The sequence below is a fragment of the Fusibacter paucivorans genome, assembly GCF_018390735.1.
GTDB classification, from domain to species: Bacteria; Bacillota; Clostridia; order Peptostreptococcales; family Acidaminobacteraceae; genus Fusibacter; species Fusibacter paucivorans.
Genome location: NZ_JAHBCL010000018.1, coordinates 12,366 through 34,937, shown reverse-complemented (window position 1 = coordinate 34,937; position 22,572 = coordinate 12,366). Strand labels below are relative to the sequence as shown.

General features: G+C 42.5%; 18 protein-coding genes and 1 tRNA gene. 18 read left to right on the top strand and 1 reads right to left on the bottom strand.

From position 1 onward, the window contains the following. Positions 1-137: 137 nt before the first annotated feature. The 13 genes from purR to KHM83_RS11200 all read left to right on the top strand — a co-directional run bounded on the left by purR (position 138) and on the right by KHM83_RS11200 (position 13,204). Positions 138-959 carry a pur operon repressor gene (gene purR / locus KHM83_RS11260; protein ID WP_213237118.1) on the top strand — a complete coding sequence of 274 codons (822 nt, stop codon included), beginning with the start codon at positions 138-140 and terminating at the stop codon, positions 957-959. Positions 960-1,059: 100 nt separating this feature from the next. Then, positions 1,060-1,350, top strand: a complete 291-nt coding sequence (gene spoVG, locus KHM83_RS11255; protein WP_213237171.1) for a septation regulator SpoVG — start codon at positions 1,060-1,062, stop codon at positions 1,348-1,350. 273 nt (positions 1,351-1,623) lie between these two features. Beyond that, entirely contained in the window at positions 1,624-2,988 is a 1,365-nt protein-coding gene (glmU, locus tag KHM83_RS11250; protein ID WP_213237117.1) for a bifunctional UDP-N-acetylglucosamine diphosphorylase/glucosamine-1-phosphate N-acetyltransferase GlmU, read from the top strand. Positions 2,989-3,002: 14 nt separating this feature from the next. Further along, positions 3,003-3,956 carry a ribose-phosphate pyrophosphokinase gene (locus tag KHM83_RS11245; RefSeq protein WP_213237116.1) on the top strand — a complete coding sequence of 318 codons (954 nt, stop codon included), beginning with the start codon at positions 3,003-3,005 and terminating at the stop codon, positions 3,954-3,956. Positions 3,957-4,079: 123 nt separating this feature from the next. Then, complete coding sequence (gene pth, locus KHM83_RS11240) at positions 4,080-4,637, top strand: aminoacyl-tRNA hydrolase (protein ID WP_213237115.1); 558 nt, start codon at positions 4,080-4,082, stop codon at positions 4,635-4,637. A 16-nt stretch (positions 4,638-4,653) separates the two neighbouring features. Beyond that, on the top strand, positions 4,654-8,127 hold the full coding sequence (gene mfd, locus KHM83_RS11235) for a transcription-repair coupling factor (RefSeq protein WP_213237114.1): 3,474 nt from the start codon (positions 4,654-4,656) through the stop codon (positions 8,125-8,127). 137 nt (positions 8,128-8,264) lie between these two features. Beyond that, positions 8,265-9,338, top strand: coding sequence for a peptidylprolyl isomerase (locus KHM83_RS19870; protein ID WP_281415052.1), 1,074 nt, complete (start codon positions 8,265-8,267; stop codon positions 9,336-9,338). Between the two features lie 250 nt (positions 9,339-9,588). After that, positions 9,589-11,049 carry a bifunctional methyltransferase/pyrophosphohydrolase YabN gene (gene yabN, locus KHM83_RS11225; protein ID WP_213237113.1) on the top strand — a complete coding sequence of 487 codons (1,461 nt, stop codon included), beginning with the start codon at positions 9,589-9,591 and terminating at the stop codon, positions 11,047-11,049. Positions 11,050-11,141: 92 nt separating this feature from the next. Continuing rightward, on the top strand, positions 11,142-11,420 hold the full coding sequence (locus KHM83_RS11220; protein WP_213237112.1) for an HU family DNA-binding protein: 279 nt from the start codon (positions 11,142-11,144) through the stop codon (positions 11,418-11,420). Between the two features lie 168 nt (positions 11,421-11,588). Then, on the top strand, positions 11,589-11,852 hold the full coding sequence (locus KHM83_RS11215) for an RNA-binding S4 domain-containing protein (protein ID WP_213237111.1): 264 nt from the start codon (positions 11,589-11,591) through the stop codon (positions 11,850-11,852). 23 nt (positions 11,853-11,875) lie between these two features. Beyond that, positions 11,876-12,175, top strand: a complete 300-nt coding sequence (locus KHM83_RS11210; RefSeq protein ID WP_213237110.1) for an FtsB family cell division protein — start codon at positions 11,876-11,878, stop codon at positions 12,173-12,175. 3 nt (positions 12,176-12,178) lie between these two features. Continuing rightward, entirely contained in the window at positions 12,179-13,093 is a 915-nt protein-coding gene (locus tag KHM83_RS11205) for a Ppx/GppA phosphatase family protein (RefSeq protein WP_213237109.1), read from the top strand. Between the two features lie 35 nt (positions 13,094-13,128). After that, positions 13,129-13,204: transfer RNA gene (locus KHM83_RS11200), tRNA-Thr, on the top strand. A gap of 384 nt (positions 13,205-13,588) precedes the next feature. Here the strand turns inward: KHM83_RS11200 and KHM83_RS11195 are convergent. Next, positions 13,589-15,097 (bottom strand): carboxylesterase/lipase family protein, encoded by a 1,509-nt coding sequence (locus KHM83_RS11195; RefSeq protein WP_213237108.1) that lies wholly within the window; start codon positions 15,095-15,097, stop codon positions 13,589-13,591. 213 nt (positions 15,098-15,310) lie between these two features. On the opposite strand from KHM83_RS11195, the gene KHM83_RS11190 reads away from it, so the two are divergent. The 5 genes from KHM83_RS11190 (at position 15,311) to ftsH (ending at position 22,411) form a co-directional block, all read left to right on the top strand. Further along, entirely contained in the window at positions 15,311-15,883 is a 573-nt protein-coding gene (locus KHM83_RS11190; protein WP_213237107.1) for a TetR family transcriptional regulator, read from the top strand. Between the two features lie 295 nt (positions 15,884-16,178). Beyond that, positions 16,179-17,567, top strand: coding sequence for a TldD/PmbA family protein (locus KHM83_RS11185; protein WP_213237106.1), 1,389 nt, complete (start codon positions 16,179-16,181; stop codon positions 17,565-17,567). Then, the gene (locus KHM83_RS11180) at positions 17,564-18,919 is read left to right on the top strand and encodes a TldD/PmbA family protein (protein ID WP_213237105.1); all 1,356 of its coding nucleotides are present in this window, start codon (positions 17,564-17,566) and stop codon (positions 18,917-18,919) included. The genes KHM83_RS11185 and KHM83_RS11180 overlap by 4 nt, the downstream gene beginning before the upstream one ends. Positions 18,920-18,933: 14 nt before the next feature. Next, entirely contained in the window at positions 18,934-20,262 is a 1,329-nt protein-coding gene (tilS, locus tag KHM83_RS11175) for a tRNA lysidine(34) synthetase TilS (protein ID WP_213237104.1), read from the top strand. 58 nt (positions 20,263-20,320) lie between these two features. Then, entirely contained in the window at positions 20,321-22,411 is a 2,091-nt protein-coding gene (ftsH, locus tag KHM83_RS11170) for an ATP-dependent zinc metalloprotease FtsH (RefSeq protein WP_213237103.1), read from the top strand. Positions 22,412-22,572: the final 161 nt, after the last annotated feature.

The window sequence follows — 22,572 nt, the reverse complement described above, 5'->3', positions numbered from 1 at the left end:
CCTCGGTTCTCTAAAAGTCATAATGATTATACCATATTTTAAAAAACATGAAATAAAAAAATGAAAAGGTATTGAAGAATTGGCTAAAAACGAATAAAATTATAATTATACACAATAAATATTCGGAGAGTGATAACGTGAGCAAATTAAAACGGAACGAACGAATTGGGGCAATCGTCAAAATTCTATGTGATTCACCAAACAAGGTCTTTACATTAAACTACTTCACGAATATGTTCAATTCAGCAAAATCGACTATTAGTGAAGACCTTGTTATTGTGAAGAAAATTATGGAGGAACTTTCTCTAGGGAAGGTTGTTACGATTGCAGGCGCTGCAGGGGGCGCCAAGTTTGTCCCAATGATGGGAAAAGAGGACAAAATCAATTTAATTGAGCAGATATGCAATGACATAAAAAAGCCTGAACGCATTATGCCGGGAAATTATCTGTACATGGCGGATATATTGTATAATCCTGCTTATACAAAAGGCATCGGCGATATTTTTGCAGAAAAGTTTTCCGATGACCATAATTACATCGATTATGTCTTGACGGTAGAGACGAAGGGGATTCCCATTGCCATGATGACGGCGAGAGGACTGAATGTGCCGCTTGTTATCGTTAGACACGAGAACAAAGTCACAGAGGGATCCAAAATAAGCATTAACTATATTTCAGGTTCCACAGGCAATTTATCGACAATGTATATTTCTAAAAACGCGATTAAAAAGGATTCCAACGTACTGATTGTTGACGACTTCATGAAGGCTGGGGGTACAGCCAAGGGGATGATGCAGCTCGTCAAGGAACTTGATTGCCGCGTTGCCGGCGTCTGCGTACTGCTGGAGACGGTAACGCCGTCGAAAAAGCTTGTGGACGCGTATCTGTCGTTGATAAAATATGAGGACATTGACGATCAAGGGGAGATCATTGTCCATCCTAATTACGAAAATCTGTAATAAGCTGAAAATTCTTAAAATAATTTGGGAAAAAAGAAGGATTTTTAATAGAAACAGCGAATATTAAATAATACACAGCATAAGTAGGGGGGAAATCATGATGAATATTACGGATGTAAGAATTCGCAAGCTGAGGGAAGAGGGGAAAATGAAAGCCGTTGTTTCTTTGACGTTTGATGATGCCTTTGTGGTACACGATATAAAGGTAATCGAAGGTCAAAACGGATTATTTGTCGCCATGCCGAGTCGGAAGGTTGGGGAATCAGACTATCGGGACATCGCACATCCAATTAATCAAGAGACGAGAACGATGATTCAGGATATTATCTTTGCTGAGTACGAAAAGGCAAAGGCGTCCGGTGTTGATGAAGACGAATACTTCGAAGGTTAAGTGAACGCAGTTTCTGCCGTTGACGATAAGGCGTGAAACAATGGTATCAAGGGTAATTAATCCTGGGGCTGATCTCTTTTTGAGAACAGCCTTTTTCAATGAATGAAATGCAACGCAAATGAGATGATCAGCAAATGATAATGAGATCACGAATAATTGTTTTGCAATGAATATTTTATACAATATACCAGTCAAAAACATCAAATTTGGTTTGTTTTTTTTGTGAAAAGTGATATAATCGTCGGTGGTAAAACAAATGATAAGGAGAAGCGGATGAATGAATTGGTAACGCTCATCTTGGCGGCAGGCCATGGCAAGCGCATGAAGTCAAAAAAGCATAAAGTGCTGCACACCGTATGTGGAACGCCAATGCTTGAGCACGTCATTGATTTGGCACAACAACTCAATAGCAAAGAGACAGTTTGCATCATTGGACATGAACGTGAACAGCTAATGCCGCTGCTTGATCAGAAGCACGTGAAGCAAGTTGTTCAGGCAGAACAATTGGGTACAGGTCATGCTGTTAAAATGGCCGCATCCTATTTTGGCAGTGGTGATGTTCTCGTACTCTATGGTGATACACCGCTGATTGATATTGAAACGCTCAATGCTTTTGTCGCTTATCACAGCGCCAATCATTTTGCCGCTTCCTTGATTTCTACTGTACTGCCTAATCCTACTGGATATGGCCGTATCGTTCGCAATAACGCAGGTGATTTCTATCGCATTGTTGAACAAAAAGAGGCAAATGCATCGGAATTGCTGATAACTGAAATAAATTCAGGCATTTGCCTGTTTAAAGCATCGGCGCTAAGTGAAGGCCTTGAGGCGCTCAGAAATGAAAATGCACAAGGTGAATACTATTTGACCGATGTTTTTGAATACCTTTCTGGAAAAGGCATGGCGATTGGTGCCTATGTTTCTGATCAGCCGGATTCGCTGATGGGTGTAAATGATCGCATGCAGCTGGCACAGGCCGAAGGCTATTTGCAGCGTGTGATTATCAAAAAGCATCAAATGAATGGTGTTACGATTATTAACCCTGAGGCGACAACGATTGGTAAGTCCGTTACCATCGGCATGGATACAACCATCTATCCGGGAACGATACTAAAAGGTAAAACGACAATCGGCGAAGACTGTATTATTGGGCCTGATGCGGATATTGCTGATACGAAGATTGGCGATGGGGTCTCCGTCAAACATTCGACGCTGATTGAATCATCAGTTGGTGATGCTTCTAATATTGGGCCATACGCTTACTTGAGACCGAAGTCTGTCGTTGGCAAAGCTGTTAAAATTGGTGATTTTGTTGAAGTCAAAAACAGTACCATCGGTGATGATACGAAAATATCTCATCTGACTTATGTGGGAGACAGCGTTGTGGGCAAACGCGTCAATATCGGATGCGGCGTTGTCTTTGTCAATTATGATGGTAGCAAAAAACATATCTCTACTGTAGGTGATGATTCGTTTATTGGGTGTAATAGTAATTTGATTTCGCCTGTAACCATTGGCGATGGCGCCTATATTGCAGCAGGATCGACGATTACAAAAGACGTGCCGCCGAAGAATTTGGCAATTGCGCGTGCGAGACAGGAAAACAAGGCCAATTGGTCTTCGAAATATCAAAAATAATGTAGGAGGCAGTAATGCATACAAAGGGGAAAAGGATAAAGGTCTTTTCGGGCAATGCGAACCATGATCTCGCGAAAGCGATATGCGGTGAGCTGGGCATTCCTTTGGGAGACAGCGTGGTTAAGACTTTTAGCGACGGCGAAATTTCCGTCAACATCAATGAAACCGTGAGAGGTGTCGACGTCTTTGTCGTTCAGTCTTTTTCAATACCACATGTCAATGACTACCTAATGGAGCTCTTGATCACCATCGATGCGTTGAAACGTGCATCCGCTGGACGCATTACGGCAGTCGTGCCGTACTATGGCTATGCGCGTCAAGACAGAAAGGCAAAGGCAAGAGATCCAATATCGGCGAAACTGGTTGCCAATCTTATTACAGCTGCTGGCGCCGACCGTGTATTGACAATGGATCTACACGCCTCACAAATCCAAGGTTACTTTGATATTCCCCTTGATCACCTGATTGGGGTTCCGATTCTGGCAGAATATTTTAAGAGCCTTAATATTGAAGATCTCGTCGTCGTGTCGCCAGATCTTGGCAGTGTGACGCGTACAAGAGATTTTTCCTACAAACTGGGTGCGCCTATTGCGATCGTAGATAAGCGCAGACCCATGGCCAATGTCTCTGAAATCATGAATATTATTGGTGATATTAACGGTAAGAATGTTATTCTTATTGACGATATGATTGATACGGCAGGTACGATTGTCAATGCGGCGAAAGCGCTGAGAGAACTTGGTGCAAAAGATGTGTACGCATGTTGTACGCATGGTGTCTTTTCGGGACCGGCATTGACGCGCATTAAGGAATCGATCATCAAAGAACTCGTGGTACTTGACACCATTGATCTCTCTGATGAGATGCGATCGCTGGATAATATTACAACCTTGTCTGTAGCGCCAATATTTGCAGAATCGATTCGAAGAATCTTCAATAATGATTCTGTCAGCAAACTCTTTGATTAGACCGTCATGTAAAAATGATGAACAGTACGTTTTGAGGTGAGGCTTAAAACGTGCTGTTTTGCTTTTTAATGAGAAAACACTTTTTTTATGATATAATGAATGTTGCTTAAAAAGGAGAAATGCATGTACATTATTGTTGGTTTAGGAAATCCGGGGAAAAAGTACGCAGGCACCAGACATAACGTCGGGTTTGAACTATTAGATCAGCTAGCGGAAGCACACGGTATAAAAGTAGATAAAATAAAATTCAAAGCGCTTATCGGCGAAGGTTTTATTGGCAGCGAGAAGGTTGTTTTGGTTAAACCGCAGACCTTTATGAATCTCAGCGGTGAATCGGTGCGTGAGGTGATGCATTTTTATAAAGTGGATGAAACAAAGCTCATTGTTCTTTATGATGATATCGATACGGCATTCGGCAAACTAAGAATTCGTAAAAAAGGCAGTGCCGGCACGCATAATGGTATGCGCAATATTATATATCTATTGCAAACCGATGGATTCCCGAGAATACGTATTGGTATTGGCAGTCCCGAAAGAGGCGATTTAAGAGATTTCGTACTCAATCGTTTTAGTAAGGACGAGCGGGCTGAAATGGCATTGACACTCGAGCGTGCAGGCAAAGCCATCGCACTGATCGTTGACGGCAATGTCGACGGAGCCATGAATCAGTTTAACGGATAATATAAGGAAGGCAATTATGCAGCAGCTGATCAATCTCTTTGAACATTCCAGAGAGTATATTGAAATTGAAAAGAGTATAGACGAAAAAATAAATCCGATCCTCGTGCATGGAACGGATATTTTTGTGATGCAGTGGATTGCACAGCGCCTTTCAAAGAATCTTGAAAGAGATGTACTGCTGCTTTTTGAAGATGAACAAAAGGCGCGTGCTGCTCAGGAACACATTGCCGATTCACGTTTGCTGATGACGCGTGAAATGGTGTGGTTTGATACATTGGCTCATTCTCATGATATTGCGCATGAACGCATTGAAACGCTGCTTGGCATGATTGACGAGGCGCCGAAAGTTGTTTGTGCTTCTGTCAACAACCTCGCGTACAAATATCCGCCAAAAGAAGTGCTCAAACGTCAGCATATTGATATTGATATGGATAATCCGCTGCCGTTGGAAGCGCTTCGCGCCAAGCTCTTTGCCTATGGGTATGAGAGAGTTGAGATTGTTGAAAGCAAGGGACAGTACAGCATTAGAGGCGGGATTGTCGATATTTATTCGACATTGGCCGAGTTGCCGTACCGCATTGAACTCTTTGGTGATGAAGTGGATTCGATTCGGACTTTTGACATTGAAACGCAAACTTCTGTTGAGAAGTTTAAAGCGATTCGAATATATCCGTGTACGGAACTGATTTTAGACGACATGCGTATTGAGCGTGCCATTCTTACATTGCGTGCACTGATGAAAAATCAAAAGCGCAATCGGCGTGAAAAGCTCGAGGCGATGCTGGAACAAATCCAAGAGCGCACCTATGTCGAGGGGATTGACCGCTATTATTCTTTATTTTATGAAAAATCGGACAGCTTGCTGGACTATCTGAATACACCGATTGTGATTCTCGTCGGGAATAATCAAAACCTGCTGAGACTTAAACAATACATTGACGCTTACAGCCGTCAGTTCAGCGATTATCTTGAACGCGGCGAAGTTGTAGCGGAACAGTATGGCCGCGTTTATGAGTACGCAGAAATAATGATCCGTTTAAAGCGTGAGCAACTGCTCATTTCCGAGCACCTAATTAAGACGTTGGAATATTTTGCACCGGAACAAATTATTAAACTGTCGTCCAGAGAACTAACCAAGTACTTTGGAAAATTTGATCAGCTCGCAATGGACCTCAGAAATTGGAAATTAAAGGGTTACCATATAGGCATTGTCTTTAATGACGATGAGCGCCTGAGGCGTTTTGTCGATCAAATGCGTGATTTTGACGTGATCGTCGATACAGATACATCACAGGCCAATATTATGAGCGGTCAGGCTATTGCAATGGTAGGCGTTGCAGGACAGGGCTTTATGATCGATACTTTTAAAGCCATACTAATGACAGAGCATGAAATTTTTGGTGAAGGCAAGCGTATCAAACGCAAGAAACTATCGAATGCCAAGGTGATCAAAGCTTTTTCCGAACTCTCTGTCGGCGATTACATTGTGCATGAAAGTCATGGGATTGGTCAATATTTAGGTGTTGAACAATTAAAGATTGATCAATCGAAAAAAGATTTTCTGAAAATCAAATATGCTGGGGATGACTTTCTCTATATACCGGTTGAAAGTGCTGGTCTCGTCCAAAAATATATGGGGACGGACCGCGAGAAACTAAAACTCAATCGACTTGGCGGCAATGAGTGGAAAAAAACAAAGAACCGCGCCAAAAAAGCCATTGAAGACATGACGGATGAACTGATTGAGCTCTATGCGGCGAGAAAGAGCCGCAAAGGATATGCCTTTGATCCAGATAACGAGTGGCAGCGCGAATTCGAAAGCATGTTCCCTTATCAGGAGACGCGAGATCAACTTAAATGTATTGAAGAGATTAAAAGCGACATGGAGAAGGGAAATCCGATGGAGCGCTTGCTCTGCGGCGATGTCGGCTACGGCAAGACGGAGGTTGCGCTTCGCGCTGCTTTTAAGGGCGTTTTAAATTCAAAACAGGTTGCCATTCTCGTACCGACGACAATCTTGGCGCAGCAGCATTACAACAATACAGTGGAGCGTTTTTCAAAATACCCCGCTAAAATTGAGATGCTTTCGCGCTTCCGATCAAAAAAAGAGCAGGATAAGATTATTGAGGATATTCGCTCCGGTGTGGTTGATGTCATTATCGGGACGCATCGACTACTGTCTAGTGACGTCATCTTTAAAGATTTGGGGCTCTTGATTATTGATGAAGAGCAGCGGTTTGGCGTGAAGCACAAGGAGAAAATCAAGATGCTGAAAGAACAGATAGATGTGCTGTCACTCTCGGCGACACCAATTCCCCGTACGCTTCATATGTCTATGATCGGCATTCGCGACATGAGTGTCATCGAAGATCCGCCGGAGGATCGTTACCCGATTCAGACCTATGTCGTCGAATATGATGCTTATTTGATGCGAGAAGCGATTATTCGGGAGCTCGAACGCGGTGGACAAGTGTATTTTGTCCATAACCGCATTGCAGATATTGATCAGGTGGCGGCACAGATATCAGAACTGGTCCCAGATGCGAAAGTTCAATTTGCACACGGTCAGATGAATGAACATCGGCTTGAACGCATTATGCTGGATTTTATGAACAATGAATTCAATGTGTTGGTATCAACGACCATTATTGAAACCGGTCTTGACATTGCAAACGTCAATACGATTATCATTAATGACGGTGATAAATATGGACTCTCCCAGCTCTACCAGCTTAGAGGGCGCGTTGGACGAAGCAATCGTCTGGCATACTGCTATATTTTTTATCAGGCCAATAAGGTGCTTAGCGAAATTGCAGAAAAACGATTAAGGGCCATTAAAGAATTTACAGAATTGGGTGCCGGGTTTAAAATTGCCATGAGAGATTTGGAAATCAGGGGGTCTGGGAATGTACTTGGTACACAGCAGCACGGTCATATGGAAGCAATCGGCTACGATTTGTATGTGAAATTGCTGGAAGAGAGCATGTTGCGTAAAAAAGGCGAAATCGTTTCGGAACGCCGTGAAGCAAAAGTGGATATTGCAGCCAATGCCTACATTCCTGAAGCCTATATCAGTAATCATCAGGTTAAAATTGAAATCTATAAGAAAATTGCCGCACTGGATTCGCGCCAGGCATGTGATGGCTTGTACGAAGAGATCGAAGACCGATTTGGAACGGTGCCGACATCAATTGTGAATTTGATGCGTATTGCCTTTATCAAGTATTTGTGTGAAGAGATGCAAATTGATGAAGTTTCAGAAGCAGAACGACACTTTGTCTTGAAATATCATAAAGATGCCGTGGTGAGTCCATTGTTTCTCGCGAAGGTCATGGCTGAAAAGGGAGACGTCGCCAGTGTCTTTGCCGGCGTACCCCTTAGCATCAAAATCAAAATTACAAACAGATTAAGAAATAAAGAAGAACAATTAACAATGCTTGAAAAATTTATTGAAAGCATATATAGTTTTTATAGTGACTATTTAAGTTAGTATGTGTATCATAGAGAAAGAGTGTTGTACCAGAGCAATTGTGAGATGGTGCGGCATACGCGTCAACGATGCGGATAAGAGAAGGCGTTTAACGCCGTTTGCATTCTGGGTATTAATTTAATTAAGGAGATAATAACATGGCAATGATGAAGAGATTATTAGTAGTAATGCTGGTTGTAGCGATGCTTTTGGCAGGATGTTCCAGTGGTTCCACGGATAACGACAGTCCGGCAATTGATACTGAGAATGCGGTGGCTGTTGTCAATGACACCGTGATCACGCTTGACACGTATAACATTTTCTATAAAATGTATGAAAATGCCTATAAACAAAATTATGGTGATGATGTCCTTGACCGCGAATTTGACGGTGTAAAATTTGGCGATATTTTAAAAGAAGATATTGTTGAGATGCTGGTTCAAGATTCGCTGTTGAAAGCTTATGTCCTATCAACCGGTTTTACCGTTGATCAGGAGGAAGTGACAAAAAATCTTGAAGACCTCAATGCGTCGCTGTCAGAAGATGCTGATACAAAGGCGCTTTATGAATCGATTGGCGTCGATGATACATTCTTAAAAGATCAAGTGGAGGGCGGCCTTGTCAGAGCAGAATTCTCCAGGCTAATTAACGAAAGCATTGATGCTGATTCCGATAATTTAGATGCGATGTATGAAAATTATGCCGTACAGGTTTCTGCAAGCCATATCCTCGTTGATGACGATTTAACGGCACAGCTCGTTGAAGAAAAACTTAAAACTGGTGAAGAGTTTGGCGACTTGGCGAAGGAATATTCCACAGATCCCGGTTCTGCAAGCGAGGGCGGCAGCTTGGGTTATTTTGCACGCGGCGTCATGGTGCCGGAATTTGAAGATGTTGCATTTAACCTGCCGATTGGTGAAGTGAGCGATCCGGTTCAATCTGACTATGGTTATCATATTATCAAAGTTGACGATATTAAGACTGTTAACAGCATGATCGCTGATGGTGAGGGTGAAGATGTTGTCAACACCTATAAAGATCAGATCAAATCAGATCTATTTGATGATTATTATGCCAATAAAATGGATGAGTTAAAAGCATCTGCAACCATTGAAACGTTTATGGATAAAGTTAAATCAGAAACGGAAACCCCAGCGGAGGGTGCTTCTGATGAAACGACACCGGATGAAGATGCTTCAGATGATGCTTCAACTGACAGTAGTTCAAAATAATGCTGCAATAACAGTGGAGGTCAACCTTGTGTTGACCTCTTTTTAATATATGACGTAATGATTCAAGTGCCTCATATTAAGAAAGATTGTGCAGATGAATTTTGCGATTATGATAGGTTGCGATTATTTTATTAAAAGACGCGTGTTTTATGCGGTGGCAAGTATGGTATAGTAGAGTGTGATCATATTTAATATAAATACTTACGGTTGCAGCGATGTGCAGCCGACAGATAATTGGAAGGTGATGAAAATGGGCAAATTGACAATTGTAGGCATGGGGCCGGGTGGTGAAACACATTTAACAATGGCTGCGATTGCGGCTTTGACAACGGGCGAGAAAGTATATTTAAGAACATCAGAACATCCAACGGTACCATATTTACAATCACAGGGAATGGTTTTCGAAAGCTTTGATGACTGTTATGAAACGGCGGCAACCTTTGAAGAAACATATGAGAAAATTGTAAAGATAATAGCGGAAAAACTGAAGACGGAGTCCATAACATACGCTGTGCCGGGCAATGCTCACGTTGCAGAAAAAACGGTCTCAATGCTCATTGATTATTGCTGCCGACAATCAATTGTTTACGAAGTGATTCACGGTACAAGCTTTCTTGATGCAATGATAACGGCACTTGAACTCGACCCGGTGAAAGGACTTCAAATTCAAGATGCTTTGACATTTGCACCGGAAACGCTCTACATTGGGCAAGACTTGATTGTACTGCAAATCTTTGACCAGAAAGTAGCATCGGAAGTAAAGATTAAACTCGCAGACTACTACGAGGATGAACATGAAATTGTCGTTGTCTGTGCAGCCGGCGTCCCGGGACAAGAACGAATTGAGCGAATGCCGCTTTACGCAATGGATCGGGACGATTCGCTCTATACGCACTTGACGAGCTTGTACATACCGGGAGTCATCGGAGAGGTCAATCACATTGCAAGGCTGATTCGCGTTATGCGTGAATTGCGCAGTGAAGACGGCTGTCCGTGGGATCGCGAGCAGACGCACGAAAGTCTGACAAAGTATCTCATTGAAGAAGCCTATGAAGTGAAACACGCTGTTGAACACGAGGATGATCAAGCGGTTGTGGATGAACTAGGCGATGTCTTGCTTCAAATCGTCTTCCATACGACGATTGCGGAAGAGGAAGGCTATTATCGTTTTGAAGATGTTGTGAAGGCTGTTTGCGATAAGATGATCAGGCGTCATCCGCACGTCTTTGGCAATGAGACGGCCGAAACTTCTGAAGCTGTTTTGGTGAACTGGCAGGCTATTAAGAATAAGGAAAAGCAAGCGACAACGCAAACACATGCCATGTCGAATGTATCATTCAGTATGCCGTCACTAATGCGGTCGCAAAAAATACAAAAGTTGGCATCGGCTGTAGGATTTGATTGGCAGGACGCCATGAAAGCATTTGAAAAAGTGAAAGAAGAGGTTGCTGAACTCGAAAATGCAATATTGGAGGGTGACCACCGTCATCAAATGGAAGAAATTGGAGATCTTATGATGATTGTTGCCAATGTTGGAAGATTATTGAAGATCGATACTGAACTTGCACTAAATGAAGCCAACGAAAAGTTTATCCGTCGCTTCAATTTTGTTGAAGATGCCATGAAGGTTGAAAATCAGCCACTTTCTTATGATAATTTAGAATTGATGGAGCAATTTTGGCAGGAAGCAAAAAAATGGGAAAATTCGTGAATTATTTGGGAAAAACTCTTGTAAAAGTTGAAATTTCAACGTATACTAGTAATAGTTAAAACAACTATATAATATTCAGAGGAGGTTTTATCGTGAATAAAGCTGAATTAGTGGCAAGCATGGCTGAGAAATCAGGATTAACCAAAAAAGATGCGGAATTAGCTTTAAATGCTTTCATGAAAAGTGTTGAAGACGAACTTGCAAAGAGCGGCAAAGTTCAATTAGTCGGTTTCGGTACTTTTGATGTTAGAGAAAGAAAAGCGAGAACTGGTAGAAACCCTAGAAATCCTAAAGAAACAATCGACATTCCGGCTTCAAAAGCGCCAGTTTTCAAAGCTGGTAAAGCATTAAAGGAAATGGTCAATAAGTAATCATAAAGAAAAGGCAGCGACGCTGCTTTTTCTTAATTTTAAGGATAAAAAGTTGCACCTGAATGAGTGAGCAACTGCTTAGAGTCATTGAAAAAGGATTAGGGCGACTGATGTAAATCGGATCGCCGTTTTATTATCAGTAGAAAGTGTTAGATGGAGGGTTCCAGTATGCGTATCGATAAATATCTTAAAAATGCGCGCCTTATTAAAAGGCGAACCATTGCTAAAGAGGCGTGTGATCAAGGGCGCATTGCCGTCAATAAAAAAATCGCAAAACCAGGAACAGAAGTTAAAATCGGTGATATAATAGAAATGACATTTGGCAATCGCAAGACGACCATAGAAGTTTTGGCATTAGAGGAACATGTCACAAAGGAGATGGCCAAAATGCTCTTTAAGATCATTTCCGAAGAGCGTTTAGAAGCTGAATAACTTAGGTACGGAGCGGAAGGCATATGAAACGCAAGAAAGGTTCATTCATACGAAGAAATATATTGATTTTAATGATGATGTGCATTTTTTCGGGGTATTTTGTGTACAATTTATATACGTCGGAAATTAAGCTTCAGACATATGAAGCGACACAGGCAGAACTTCGCGCTGAAATAGAATCGCTTGAAAAGGATATGAAAAAGCTCAACTTAGAGCTTGAGTATGCTCAAACGCCTGAAGCGATTGAAAAGCTTGCAAGGGAAAAGCTTAAAATGGTTAAGGCCAATGAGATTATATATATTATTAACGGTTTGGATGAGTGAGGCATGATGAAATACGCTGTTTTGGATATTGGATCGAATTCTATACGAATGTTAATCTGTGAAGTGATAACAGGGCAAATTGTCCATGCTGAGAAGCAATTAAAGACAACGCGCCTAGGCAAAGGCGTCAATGCGTCTGGTGCTTTGGCTGAAGATCGTATGGCGGCATCAATTGAAGCAATTGCTTCATTTAAAGCCGTTGCTGAATCACAGGGCGTCAATCAAATGATTGCGATGGCGACCAGTGCTGTTAGAGATGCAAGTAACCGAGCGTTATTTCTCGAGCGGGTAAAAGCAGCAACTGCGATTGATATCGAAGTGCTTTCAGGTGAAGTTGAGGCAGAAATTGGTTATCTAGGTGTTTTGAAAGGTGTGACACGTGAAATTGATGAACTGCTCGTCATTGATATTGGCGGCGGTTCGACCGAATTCATTCTTGGCAATGCGCAGGGAATCGCCGAAAAAATCAGTTTAAATATCGGCGCGGTACGGATGACGGATATGTTCTTTGCAGGCGATACACCCGATAAAGAAGGCCTTGAAGCGTATATGACGAAACAATTAATACCGCTTAAGTCGACCTTCGAGCATCGGAAGAGTCGGATTGCTGTTGGCATTGGCGGGACGGCCTCCACGTTTGCTGCAATGGCACTTGCCCTTAAAACTTATGACCGTGAGCGAATTCATGGCTTTAAGGTCGGTATAGCACAGATAGAAATGATGAATCGGAAACTGCAAACAGTTGATTTAGATACACGTCGAAAGATCCCGGGACTTGATCCGAATCGCGCAGACATTATCATTGCCGGGGGGATTATTTTACAGTCAATTCTCAGCCATTTTAGTTATGATGGCATGACTTCAAGTGATTTTGATAATTTAGAAGGATACCTTTATCATAAGGTTCTTGACATTTGATAGTGTGCTTGCTATAGTATTAATGCACGGTATGTGCCGGTATAGCTCAATTGGTAGAGCAACTGAATCGTAATCAGTAGGTCGCGGGTTCGAGTCCCATTACCGGCTCCAGAAAAAGACATGCTTCCCATGTGGAGGGCATGTCTTTTATACATATAGAGATCATTGACATTGCATCTGCTCATATTGTCAACATTAACGTATAAAACAGGGATAAAAGACTGAGGGTGCCCATTGGATTAAGTGATTTGTATAGATCTAAGGTTTAATGACTGATTTAAGGGTTTGTAAGGTGCATTCGGCGTCAGTCATGACGATCAGGGCGTAACAATAAGTCCAAGCAAAGGCATTGAAAAACAAGAATGCCTCGCAGTGTGCGAGACATCCCCGTCTATTACATGAAGGTTTTAAGAATGTTGTCTTAAATAAAGTGAAGCATGCAGTTATAATCGAAGCTATTGATCGACTGGATGAAAACGTCTGACGAAATGATGATTAGTCGTATAGTTTGATATTGCACCATACCTCAAAATGTTCTTTTTCTGGATCGGCTTCAAGATGTGTTTCTGAATCAAAAATAAGCGTCTTGCGATTGTCTTGATTGTATTTTTCCCATTTTATTGGAAGACTGCCGTTTGGATCGCCGTATTTCGCAAAGTTGATCCATGCGGTATGCATTTCCTGAATTAGTTGCTGTGTTTCATCCTCTGGAGTGCCATGCCACATCATACTCAATGTGCCGACAGATTTCAGGGTATTGAGTGCGATGGGACCTTCACAGCCATGTGTTGCATTTAGCCCTGATTTTGCTAATGCAGCCGGAGCATAATCAAACCGATACATCCAGACGTCGTTGAATTGACTTTGCGCGTCGGCGATTTTGATCGATGGAATCGAAAAAGCACGGTCTCGGTTAAACTGGTTAAGTCTTTCTTCAGGACTTTCTGTTTTTGCATAGAGATCAACAAGTCTTGGAAGATCTGCTTCGCGGTGAGTGGCTTTGAACATTGCTTCTACCATTTCCCAAGTGTATGGGAAAACACTTTTTTGTGAAACAAATAAATTACCTTCATCACGATTGGTGCCGATGATGAGTTTTATATCGCTTGCCTTGCCTTTTGCGATAATATCTGCTGGCGCTTCTGGCAGCAAATCATCTAAAACGGGTCCAGGTTGATACATACCGGGATATTTTCTAAAACCATTGATGTGAACAAAGGTATTGGCTTTGATAATTGCTGTAAGGTCCATATCAAGCAGATTGCCAATCGTGTCTGGCGTGAGCTCTAACTGTTCCAGCAATAAGTCCGCATTATGCTTACGCGAAGTTTTGGAGAGACCGAAGTCAGGGACAGCGCTTTGCGCAATTGCTTTTTGGAAAAGGCCTTTAGTCTCAGGTGCTGCGACAAGATGGCAAACACTGGCACCACCAGCGCTGGATCCAAAAATGGTGATGTTATCAGGATCGCCGCCAAACGCTTCAATATTTGCCTTTATCCACTTGAGCGCCATGATCTGATCAGATAGGCCGCAGTTGGAATCAAAATTTTCAGCATCGTATTGTGAAAAGTCATAAAAGCCAAGTGGTCCTAGGCGGTAGTTGAATGAGACATACATGACGTCATTGGCAGCGAAAGAACTGCCGTCATAAGTCGCATCGCTGCTTTCGCCAACAGTGAAGGCGCCTCCATAGATCCATACGATCACGGGAAGCTTTTTTTGTTCATGATCGGGGCGCCATATATTAAGGGTTAAACAATCTTCACTTTCGGGAATAATCCTATAAGCTTCGGGAATTTCACCAACTTCAAAAGGATAAAACTGAAAGGGTTTATTACCAAACTTATGGCATAACTTGGTATCTTGCCATTTTTCACATGGCTGTGCTCTACGAAAACGAAGTTCATCAATGGGAGGTTTTGCAAAAGGAATCCCAAACCATTTGACAAGTCCATCTTCTTGAAATCCTTGAACGGTGCCGTACTGTGTTTTTACTGTTGTCATTTTTACAGCCTCCTTCATAACGGTGTAGACATCATCATTATCAAATACGTGTATTGTTTAATAAGCTGAATATAGTATAATTTGGGTAACGGTTCAATTACCAGATGGTCTTTAGTGAGGCATAACGGGACACAATTGCAAATCTGTGGTGTCTCTAAGGCGTGATGCCGATAAGAATTGTATCATGAATGAGAGGACGTCACTGAGGTTGACATGAAAAATGATTTGAGATTTCAAAAAACACATAGTGCCATACGAGCGGCATTTCGAACGTTAATGGCGAAAAAAGATTATGATAAAATTACGGTTAAAGCATTATGTGAACTGGCAAAAATCAATCGCAAAACATTTTACCTTCACTATCATACTTTGGATGATATGATCACAGAATTGGAGTATGAAATAGCAGAAAATATTTTAACAGCACTCCGCGAGGCACCTGAAAAAATTACATCTTTTGAAGTTGGGGAGATTTGCAAAGTGATGAATGAAGCGCTGGGTGTTAACTATGAACTTCAAATGAAGGTGCTCGGCTCCGCTAAACATCGACATTTGATTGAAGAAGCACAGGCGCGGGTGTTCGACGCCTTTATGCCGGAACTCATGCGTATTACGCAGATGGCAGCATCAGATTTAAAAGTGATGGGTCATGGTATTTCCAATGGGATCAACAGTCTCTATCGCATGAATTACCAGCAAAATTTAGGCTTGTCGAAGGATGAAATCGCTAATCTGGCGGATAAATTTGTCAGTTTTCAGCAGTGCTCATCCGAGACGCCACAGTAAACGCTATTGAAGATAATCCCAAAGCTAACCGAAAAGCTGGGAAGAATGCTTCTGCAAATGCAGAAATTAGCAATGAAAAGAGTACAGTATTGGTAGGGACTGTGCTCTTTATTATTTGGCGGGATTAACAATCGCCCGATTCCATGTATTTTTATTTTTGAATGCTTGAGCATTTGGTGTAGATTCGTTAGAATAGAAGTAATGCGACGTTAATGAAATGTTCACATAATCGTCTTAATTAAGCGACATATTTTCGTTAAACTCGACTTGGGGTTACTACCCACAGGAGGTAGCAATGATAGATAAAAGAATTGTAAGTGATGTACTTTATGCTGCGCTGTCAACTGGCGGCGACTTTGCGGAATTATTTGTTGAAGATCGCATGAATACATCCATTGAAATGATACAAAACAAAGTTGAAAAGGCGCTTTCGGGCAGAGATTTCGGCATTGGTATTCGAATTTTTAAAGGTTTAAACAGTGTTTACACTTATACGAATAATGCATCACGAGATGTGCTTGTTAAAGCGGCAAGAGATGCAGCGGCTGCGCTCAATGAGGTGCCGACCGGCATGCGCTTTGACCTCGTTATGCGAAAGCCGGAAGTGGTACACCCTGTTCTGATCAGACCTGAGAATGTTTCAAAAAGTGACAAAGTAGCACTTATGCGTAGAGGTTCTTTAGCAGCTCAGCGTCAGAGTGAGTTGATTAAACAGGTGGTTGTCAACTATATGGATTATCGTCAACGCGTTTTGATTGCCAATACAGAAGGTGTTTGGGCGGAAGACGACCGTACAAAGACGCGTTACGTTGTCAGTGCGGTTGCCGAAACGGAGAACAAGCTCGAATCAGGCAGGGCAGGCAAAGGCGCCGGCAAAGGGTTTGAACTTTATGACGAAGTGGACGTGGAAGGTCTTGGGAAAGAAGCTTCTAGAATGGCACTCGTCATGCTGGATGCATCTGGTGCACCAAGCGGGCGCTTTCCCGTCGTTATTGACAATCGGTTTGGCGGTGTTATTTTTCATGAAGCTTGCGGACACGGCCTTGAAGCGACTGCGGTTGCAAAGGGAAATAGTGTCTTTGCCGGCAAGTTGGGTGAAACGATCGCTTCATCATGTGTGAGTGCAGTGGATGACGGCACCATTATAGGTGAATGGGGTTCGGCGAGCTTTGACGATGAAGGCACACCGACAAAACGCAATCTCTTGATCGAAAATGGTGTGCTTAAAGGTTATATGATTGATAAACTGAATGCACGTCGAATGAACATGCCGATAACGGGTTCTTCCAGGCGACAATCTTACCAATATGCCCCAACCTCTAGGATGACCAACACGTATATTTTAAACGGAACTGATCGGTTTGAAGATATGATTGCTTCAGTGCCTTACGGTTTATATGCGAAAAATTTAGGTGGCGGTTCTGTTAATCCCGCAACCGGAGAATTCAATTTTTCAGTACAAGAAGGCTATCTCATAGAAGATGGTCGCATTACGAAACCTGTAAAAGGCGCGACGCTTATTGGCACTGGGCTTGAAATTCTACAAAAGATCGAACAAGTTGGAACGAATTTCGGTGCCAGTGAAGGCATGTGCGGTTCTGTCAGTGGATCAATCCCCGCCGGCCTCGGTCAGCCAGCCATTAAAGTTGCGGATATCACCATCGGTGGAAGGGAGGATGCATGATGTTCAATCATGAAAAGATAACCGACATATTTAATGCCGGTGAGCGGCATGGTGTTACCGACCAGGAAGTTTACTACCAAACCGCAAGAAACGTCAGTATTTCGGTTTTTAACGGTGAGATTGAAAAATATAGTCTTTCAGAAGAAGGCGGACTCTCCTACAGAGCGATTATCGACGGTAAAATGGGCTATACGTATACAGAAAACGCAAGTGATATCGAAGCCGATGCAATGGTTTTAGAAGCCATTGGCAATGCTGAGATTATTGAAGCTGATGATGAGGTTTTTATTTTCAAGGGAAGCGAACACTATGAAACGATTGATACGTATAATCCGGAAGCTGAAAAGCGTGATGTAAGAGATAAAATTCAGTTTATGCTGGATCTTGAAAAAGCAATACTTGCTTATGATCCAAGGGTTAAACGGCTCTCGAGCAATAATTTGAGTGATGTGATTGCTTCGCGTGCCATTGTTAACTCAAAGGGATTAGATATAAATGAAAAATCTAATTATTGTCTAGCCTATGCCATGGTTGTCGTTGAAGCAGATGGCGATACGCGAACCGGCATGGGATACGACATTGCAGACGACTTTGAAAAGCTGTCGGCAGAAAAAATTATCAAAATGGCAGTAGAAGAAGCGCTAACCATGCTTGGCGCAAAACCGATTAAATCGATGCAGTGTCCCGTGGTTGTTAAAAATGATGTCTTTGCACAGTTTTTCAGTGCATTTACGGATTTGTTCAGCGCAGATCGCGTACAAAAGAACCTCTCAAAACTCAAAGGTAAACTTGAAACAAAGATTGCATCAGAAACGGTAACGGTATATGATGACCCGCATTTGCCAAAGGGACTTGGGTCAACCGCATTTGATGCAGAAGGCGTTGCGACGTATAAAAAGGCATTAATTGAGCAGGGAACCTTGAGGACATTTTTGCATAATTTAAAGAGTGCCAATAAGGATGATGTTGTGACAACGGGGAATGCAGCCAAGGGATCATACAAGGGAACCATTGGAATTGCACCATTTAACGTTTATATCGAACCTGGCAGCCAATCTTTTAATGAGCTTTTGCAGCCTATTGAGAAGGGCATTTATATCGTGAGTCTTCAGGGGCTTCATGCTGGGATTAACACGATTTCGGGTGATTTTTCACTTCAATGTTACGGCTATGTAATTGAAACAGGACGCATTGGCAAGCCAACGAGCCAAATTACGGTCTCAGGCAATTTTTTTGAATTGCTTAACGGCATGGATGCTGTTGGTGATGACTTGGCATTCACCATTCTTGGAAGCGGTTACACGGGTTCGCCATCAGTTCGAATTAGCGGCCTCACTATTTCAGGGATATAGATTGGAGCATATGTTTGATTGAGCAGGTAAAAACCACGATTGAAAAACATCAGCTCATTAAGCCGGGCGATCACATTGTCATTGGCGTATCCGGCGGGCCGGATTCAATGGCGCTCCTACATCTCCTACTTCGGCTGCGATCGACATGGCATTTGTCAATTGAAGCGCTTCATGTCCACCATGGTCTAAGAGGAGATGCCGCCGATGGTGATTTGGCCTATGTAAAGCGTTTTTGTGAAGCGTATGATGTGCCTTGCCATTTTTTCAAAGAAGATATCAGGCGCATTGCTGAGCAGAGCGGTACATCCATTGAAGAGGCGGGACGCAATGTGCGTTATCATCATCTTGAAGCCGTGCGGTCGGCGGTCGGCGCTGATAGCATTGCCGTGGCACATCATATGAATGACGTTGTTGAAACTTTTTTTATTAATTTGTTCAGAGGGGCAGGTATTGATGGACTTGCAGCGATTGCTTATCGGCGTGAGCCGTATATTATCAGGCCGCTCCTTGATGTTTCCAGACAAAATATTGAGGCGTATTGTGCCGCCAATGGTATAGATCCTCGATATGACGAAACCAATCAGCAGGATATTTATTATCGCAACGGTGTTCGGCAAAAGTTGATTCCCTATATCAAAACGACATTTGATCCGAACATCGAGCAAAAGATCTATCGAACAACGCAGTTATTTAAAGAAGAAAAAAGATTTTGGCAAAATCACACACGGCAATTGAGTGAGCGATATGTCAAAAAATTCAATGGTGGCATTGGGATTGCGCTCACACATTTTGAAGCGCTTGAAACAGCTGAAAAGCGACATTTGCTCAGACAGATGATTGCAGATGTCAGAGGGGATGTCAGAAATTTGCCGGCAATGCGCATTGATGCAATGATTGAATTAAAAGAAGCAGGCAAACGCATTGATATCGACGATCAGTGGCTGATGATTCGAAATGCTGAAACTATTGAGATTTTAATGCGTTCAATGTTTGATGCCAACAAAGATGAAATCGTGCCGTGCATTGAAACGGAGCTTTTAACGATGACTGCCGATGCGCAGTATAATCGAAAAGATTGCGAAATTATCGTTGATGCAGACTGCATTGTGGGTAACTTAGAAGTAAGACATCGAAAACCCGGCGATCGTTTTTCACCGCTAGGCATGAGCGGAACGAAAAAATTAAAGGATTTTCTGATTGATCTTAAAGTCCCACAATACAGGCGAGATAAATTGTGGCTCGTCTGTGACGCGGAAAAGATTATTTGGATTCCGGAATATCGAATGAGTGATCGTGTTAAAGTGACGAAAAACACCGAGAAACTCATGATTATTAGAATTTGAATATATTGTTAGATACCCTTAATTATGCTAAAATAATATGATGTATAAGGAGGATGCTATGAAGAAAGGGTTAAAAGGCGCCTCGGTATATATTGCAATTTTCGTTGGAATATTGATCATTGTAATGATGTCGGGGATTAATACGCAAAAAGTTGTTGAACTCTCTTATGACGAATTCACGCTTAAGCTCGATAATGAAGAAATTCAACAAATTCGTATAGACGGCAATAAGATATCGGGGACGCTGGCGGACAGTTCCGTCTTTGAAACCTATATTCCGAGCATGTTGGCATCCAAAACCGGTGAGATGCTGATCGATTATAAAGAAGCACATCCGGAACTCAGCGTCGTAGGGATTGCACCTGCTAATACGCCGTTCCTGATCGAAATCTTACCGACCATTATTATGGTATTGCTCATTGTCGTCTTTTGGTTTGTCTTTATGCAAAATTCGCAGGGCGGCGGTTCAAGGGTTATGTCCTTTGGGAAGAGCCGTGCGAAAATGGTCAAAGACAGTGGAAAGAAAATTACGTTTGCTGACGTCGCAGGCTTAAAAGAGGAAAAGGAAGAAATGCAGGAAATCGTTGATTTCCTAAAGCACCCAAGAAAATATTTGTCGCTGGGTGCGCGTATTCCTAAAGGAATCTTGATGGTGGGCCCTCCAGGGACTGGTAAAACCTATCTTTCGAGAGCGTGTGCCGGAGAAGCGGGTGTACCGTTCTACACGATTTCAGGTTCTGACTTCGTTGAAATGTTCGTCGGTGTTGGTGCATCTCGTGTCAGGGATTTGTTTGAAGAAGCAAAGAAAAATTCGCCATGTATCGTCTTTATAGACGAAATTGATGCAGTTGGTCGTAAGCGTGGAGCCGGATTAGGCGGTGGTCATGATGAACGTGAACAAACGCTGAACCAATTGCTCGTGGAAATGGATGGTTTTGGCGATAATCAAGGGATTATCATTATTGCTGCAACCAATCGACCGGACATATTAGACCCTGCATTATTGAGACCTGGCCGTTTTGACAGGCAGGTAATGGTTGGGGTACCGGATGTTCGCGAACGTGAAGAAATACTAAAAGTGCATGCGCGCAACAAGCCGCTTGCCGAGGACGTTAATTTTCCGGTTCTGGCGCAAAGCACGCCTGGTTTCACACCGGCGGATCTTGAAAATGTGATGAATGAAGCGGCACTGCTATCCGCTAGAATTAGCGATAAGATTATTCGAATGAACACGATTAAAGAAGCGATTACGAAAGTTATTGCCGGTGTCGAAAAGAAAAGCCGAATGGTTAGTGAAAAAGAACGCAAGCTTACAGCTTATCATGAAGCCGGTCATGCGATTTTGGCACAGGTTTTACCGGAAGCCGATCCCGTGCATCAAGTGACCATTATTCCAAGAGGGCGCACAGGCGGTTTCACGATGCAGCTGCCCGAGGAAGACAGAAGCTATGCAACGAAAAAGGGCATGGAGCGAGAACTCATTATTCTGCTCGGTGGCCGTGTGGCTGAAAGCCTCATTTTGGGTGATATTAGTACAGGTGCTCAAAATGACCTCAGCAGGGTTACAAAAGTTGCGCGTGCCATGGTGACCAAATATGCTATGAGTGAAAACTTAGGATCCATGAGTTATGATACAGAAGATGAAGTTTTCTTGGGTCGTGACTTTACATCCATGAAAAACTACTCAGAGCACGTTGCGGCTGAAATCGACAGAGAAGTTAGAAACATTGTTGATAAAGCATACGACAATGCCTACTCGTTGCTGGAAGAAAATGTTGAAAAACTTCATGTCATTGCACAGGCGTTGCTCAAATATGAAACCATTAGCGGTGAAGAGTTCAAACTGGCGTTTAGTGATGGCTTGGAAGCACTTGAAACAAAAATTTCTTCTGAAAATCAAAAGATTGAAGAAGAGCGCAAACGTGCAAAAGAGCTTGAAGAAATTGAACGTGCGGCGTTTGAAAAGTATAACGAAAAACATGAAGACGGTACAGCGCCAGCGGAAAAAGAAAATCGTTTCGATGCAACTATTCCTGCTGAAGAGGAAACGATGAATGCTCAGCGTTCGGCCGAAGCTGCAACAAAAACAGAAGACCAAAACGAAACAGAAGCTAAAAGCACATCTGATTCTGAAGATTTGAAAAAATAACGTAATATAAAATGGGCGCAATCAAATAGCAGGCAGAAGCCTGCTATTTTTTTACAAATTTTTAAAAAGGGAAGAAATTACAGCTTTCACTACTTTTTCAGAGGGTATGAAGATAAGGGCTGAAATAAGTGTGCACCAACGGCAGGGACGCTGTCGTTTAT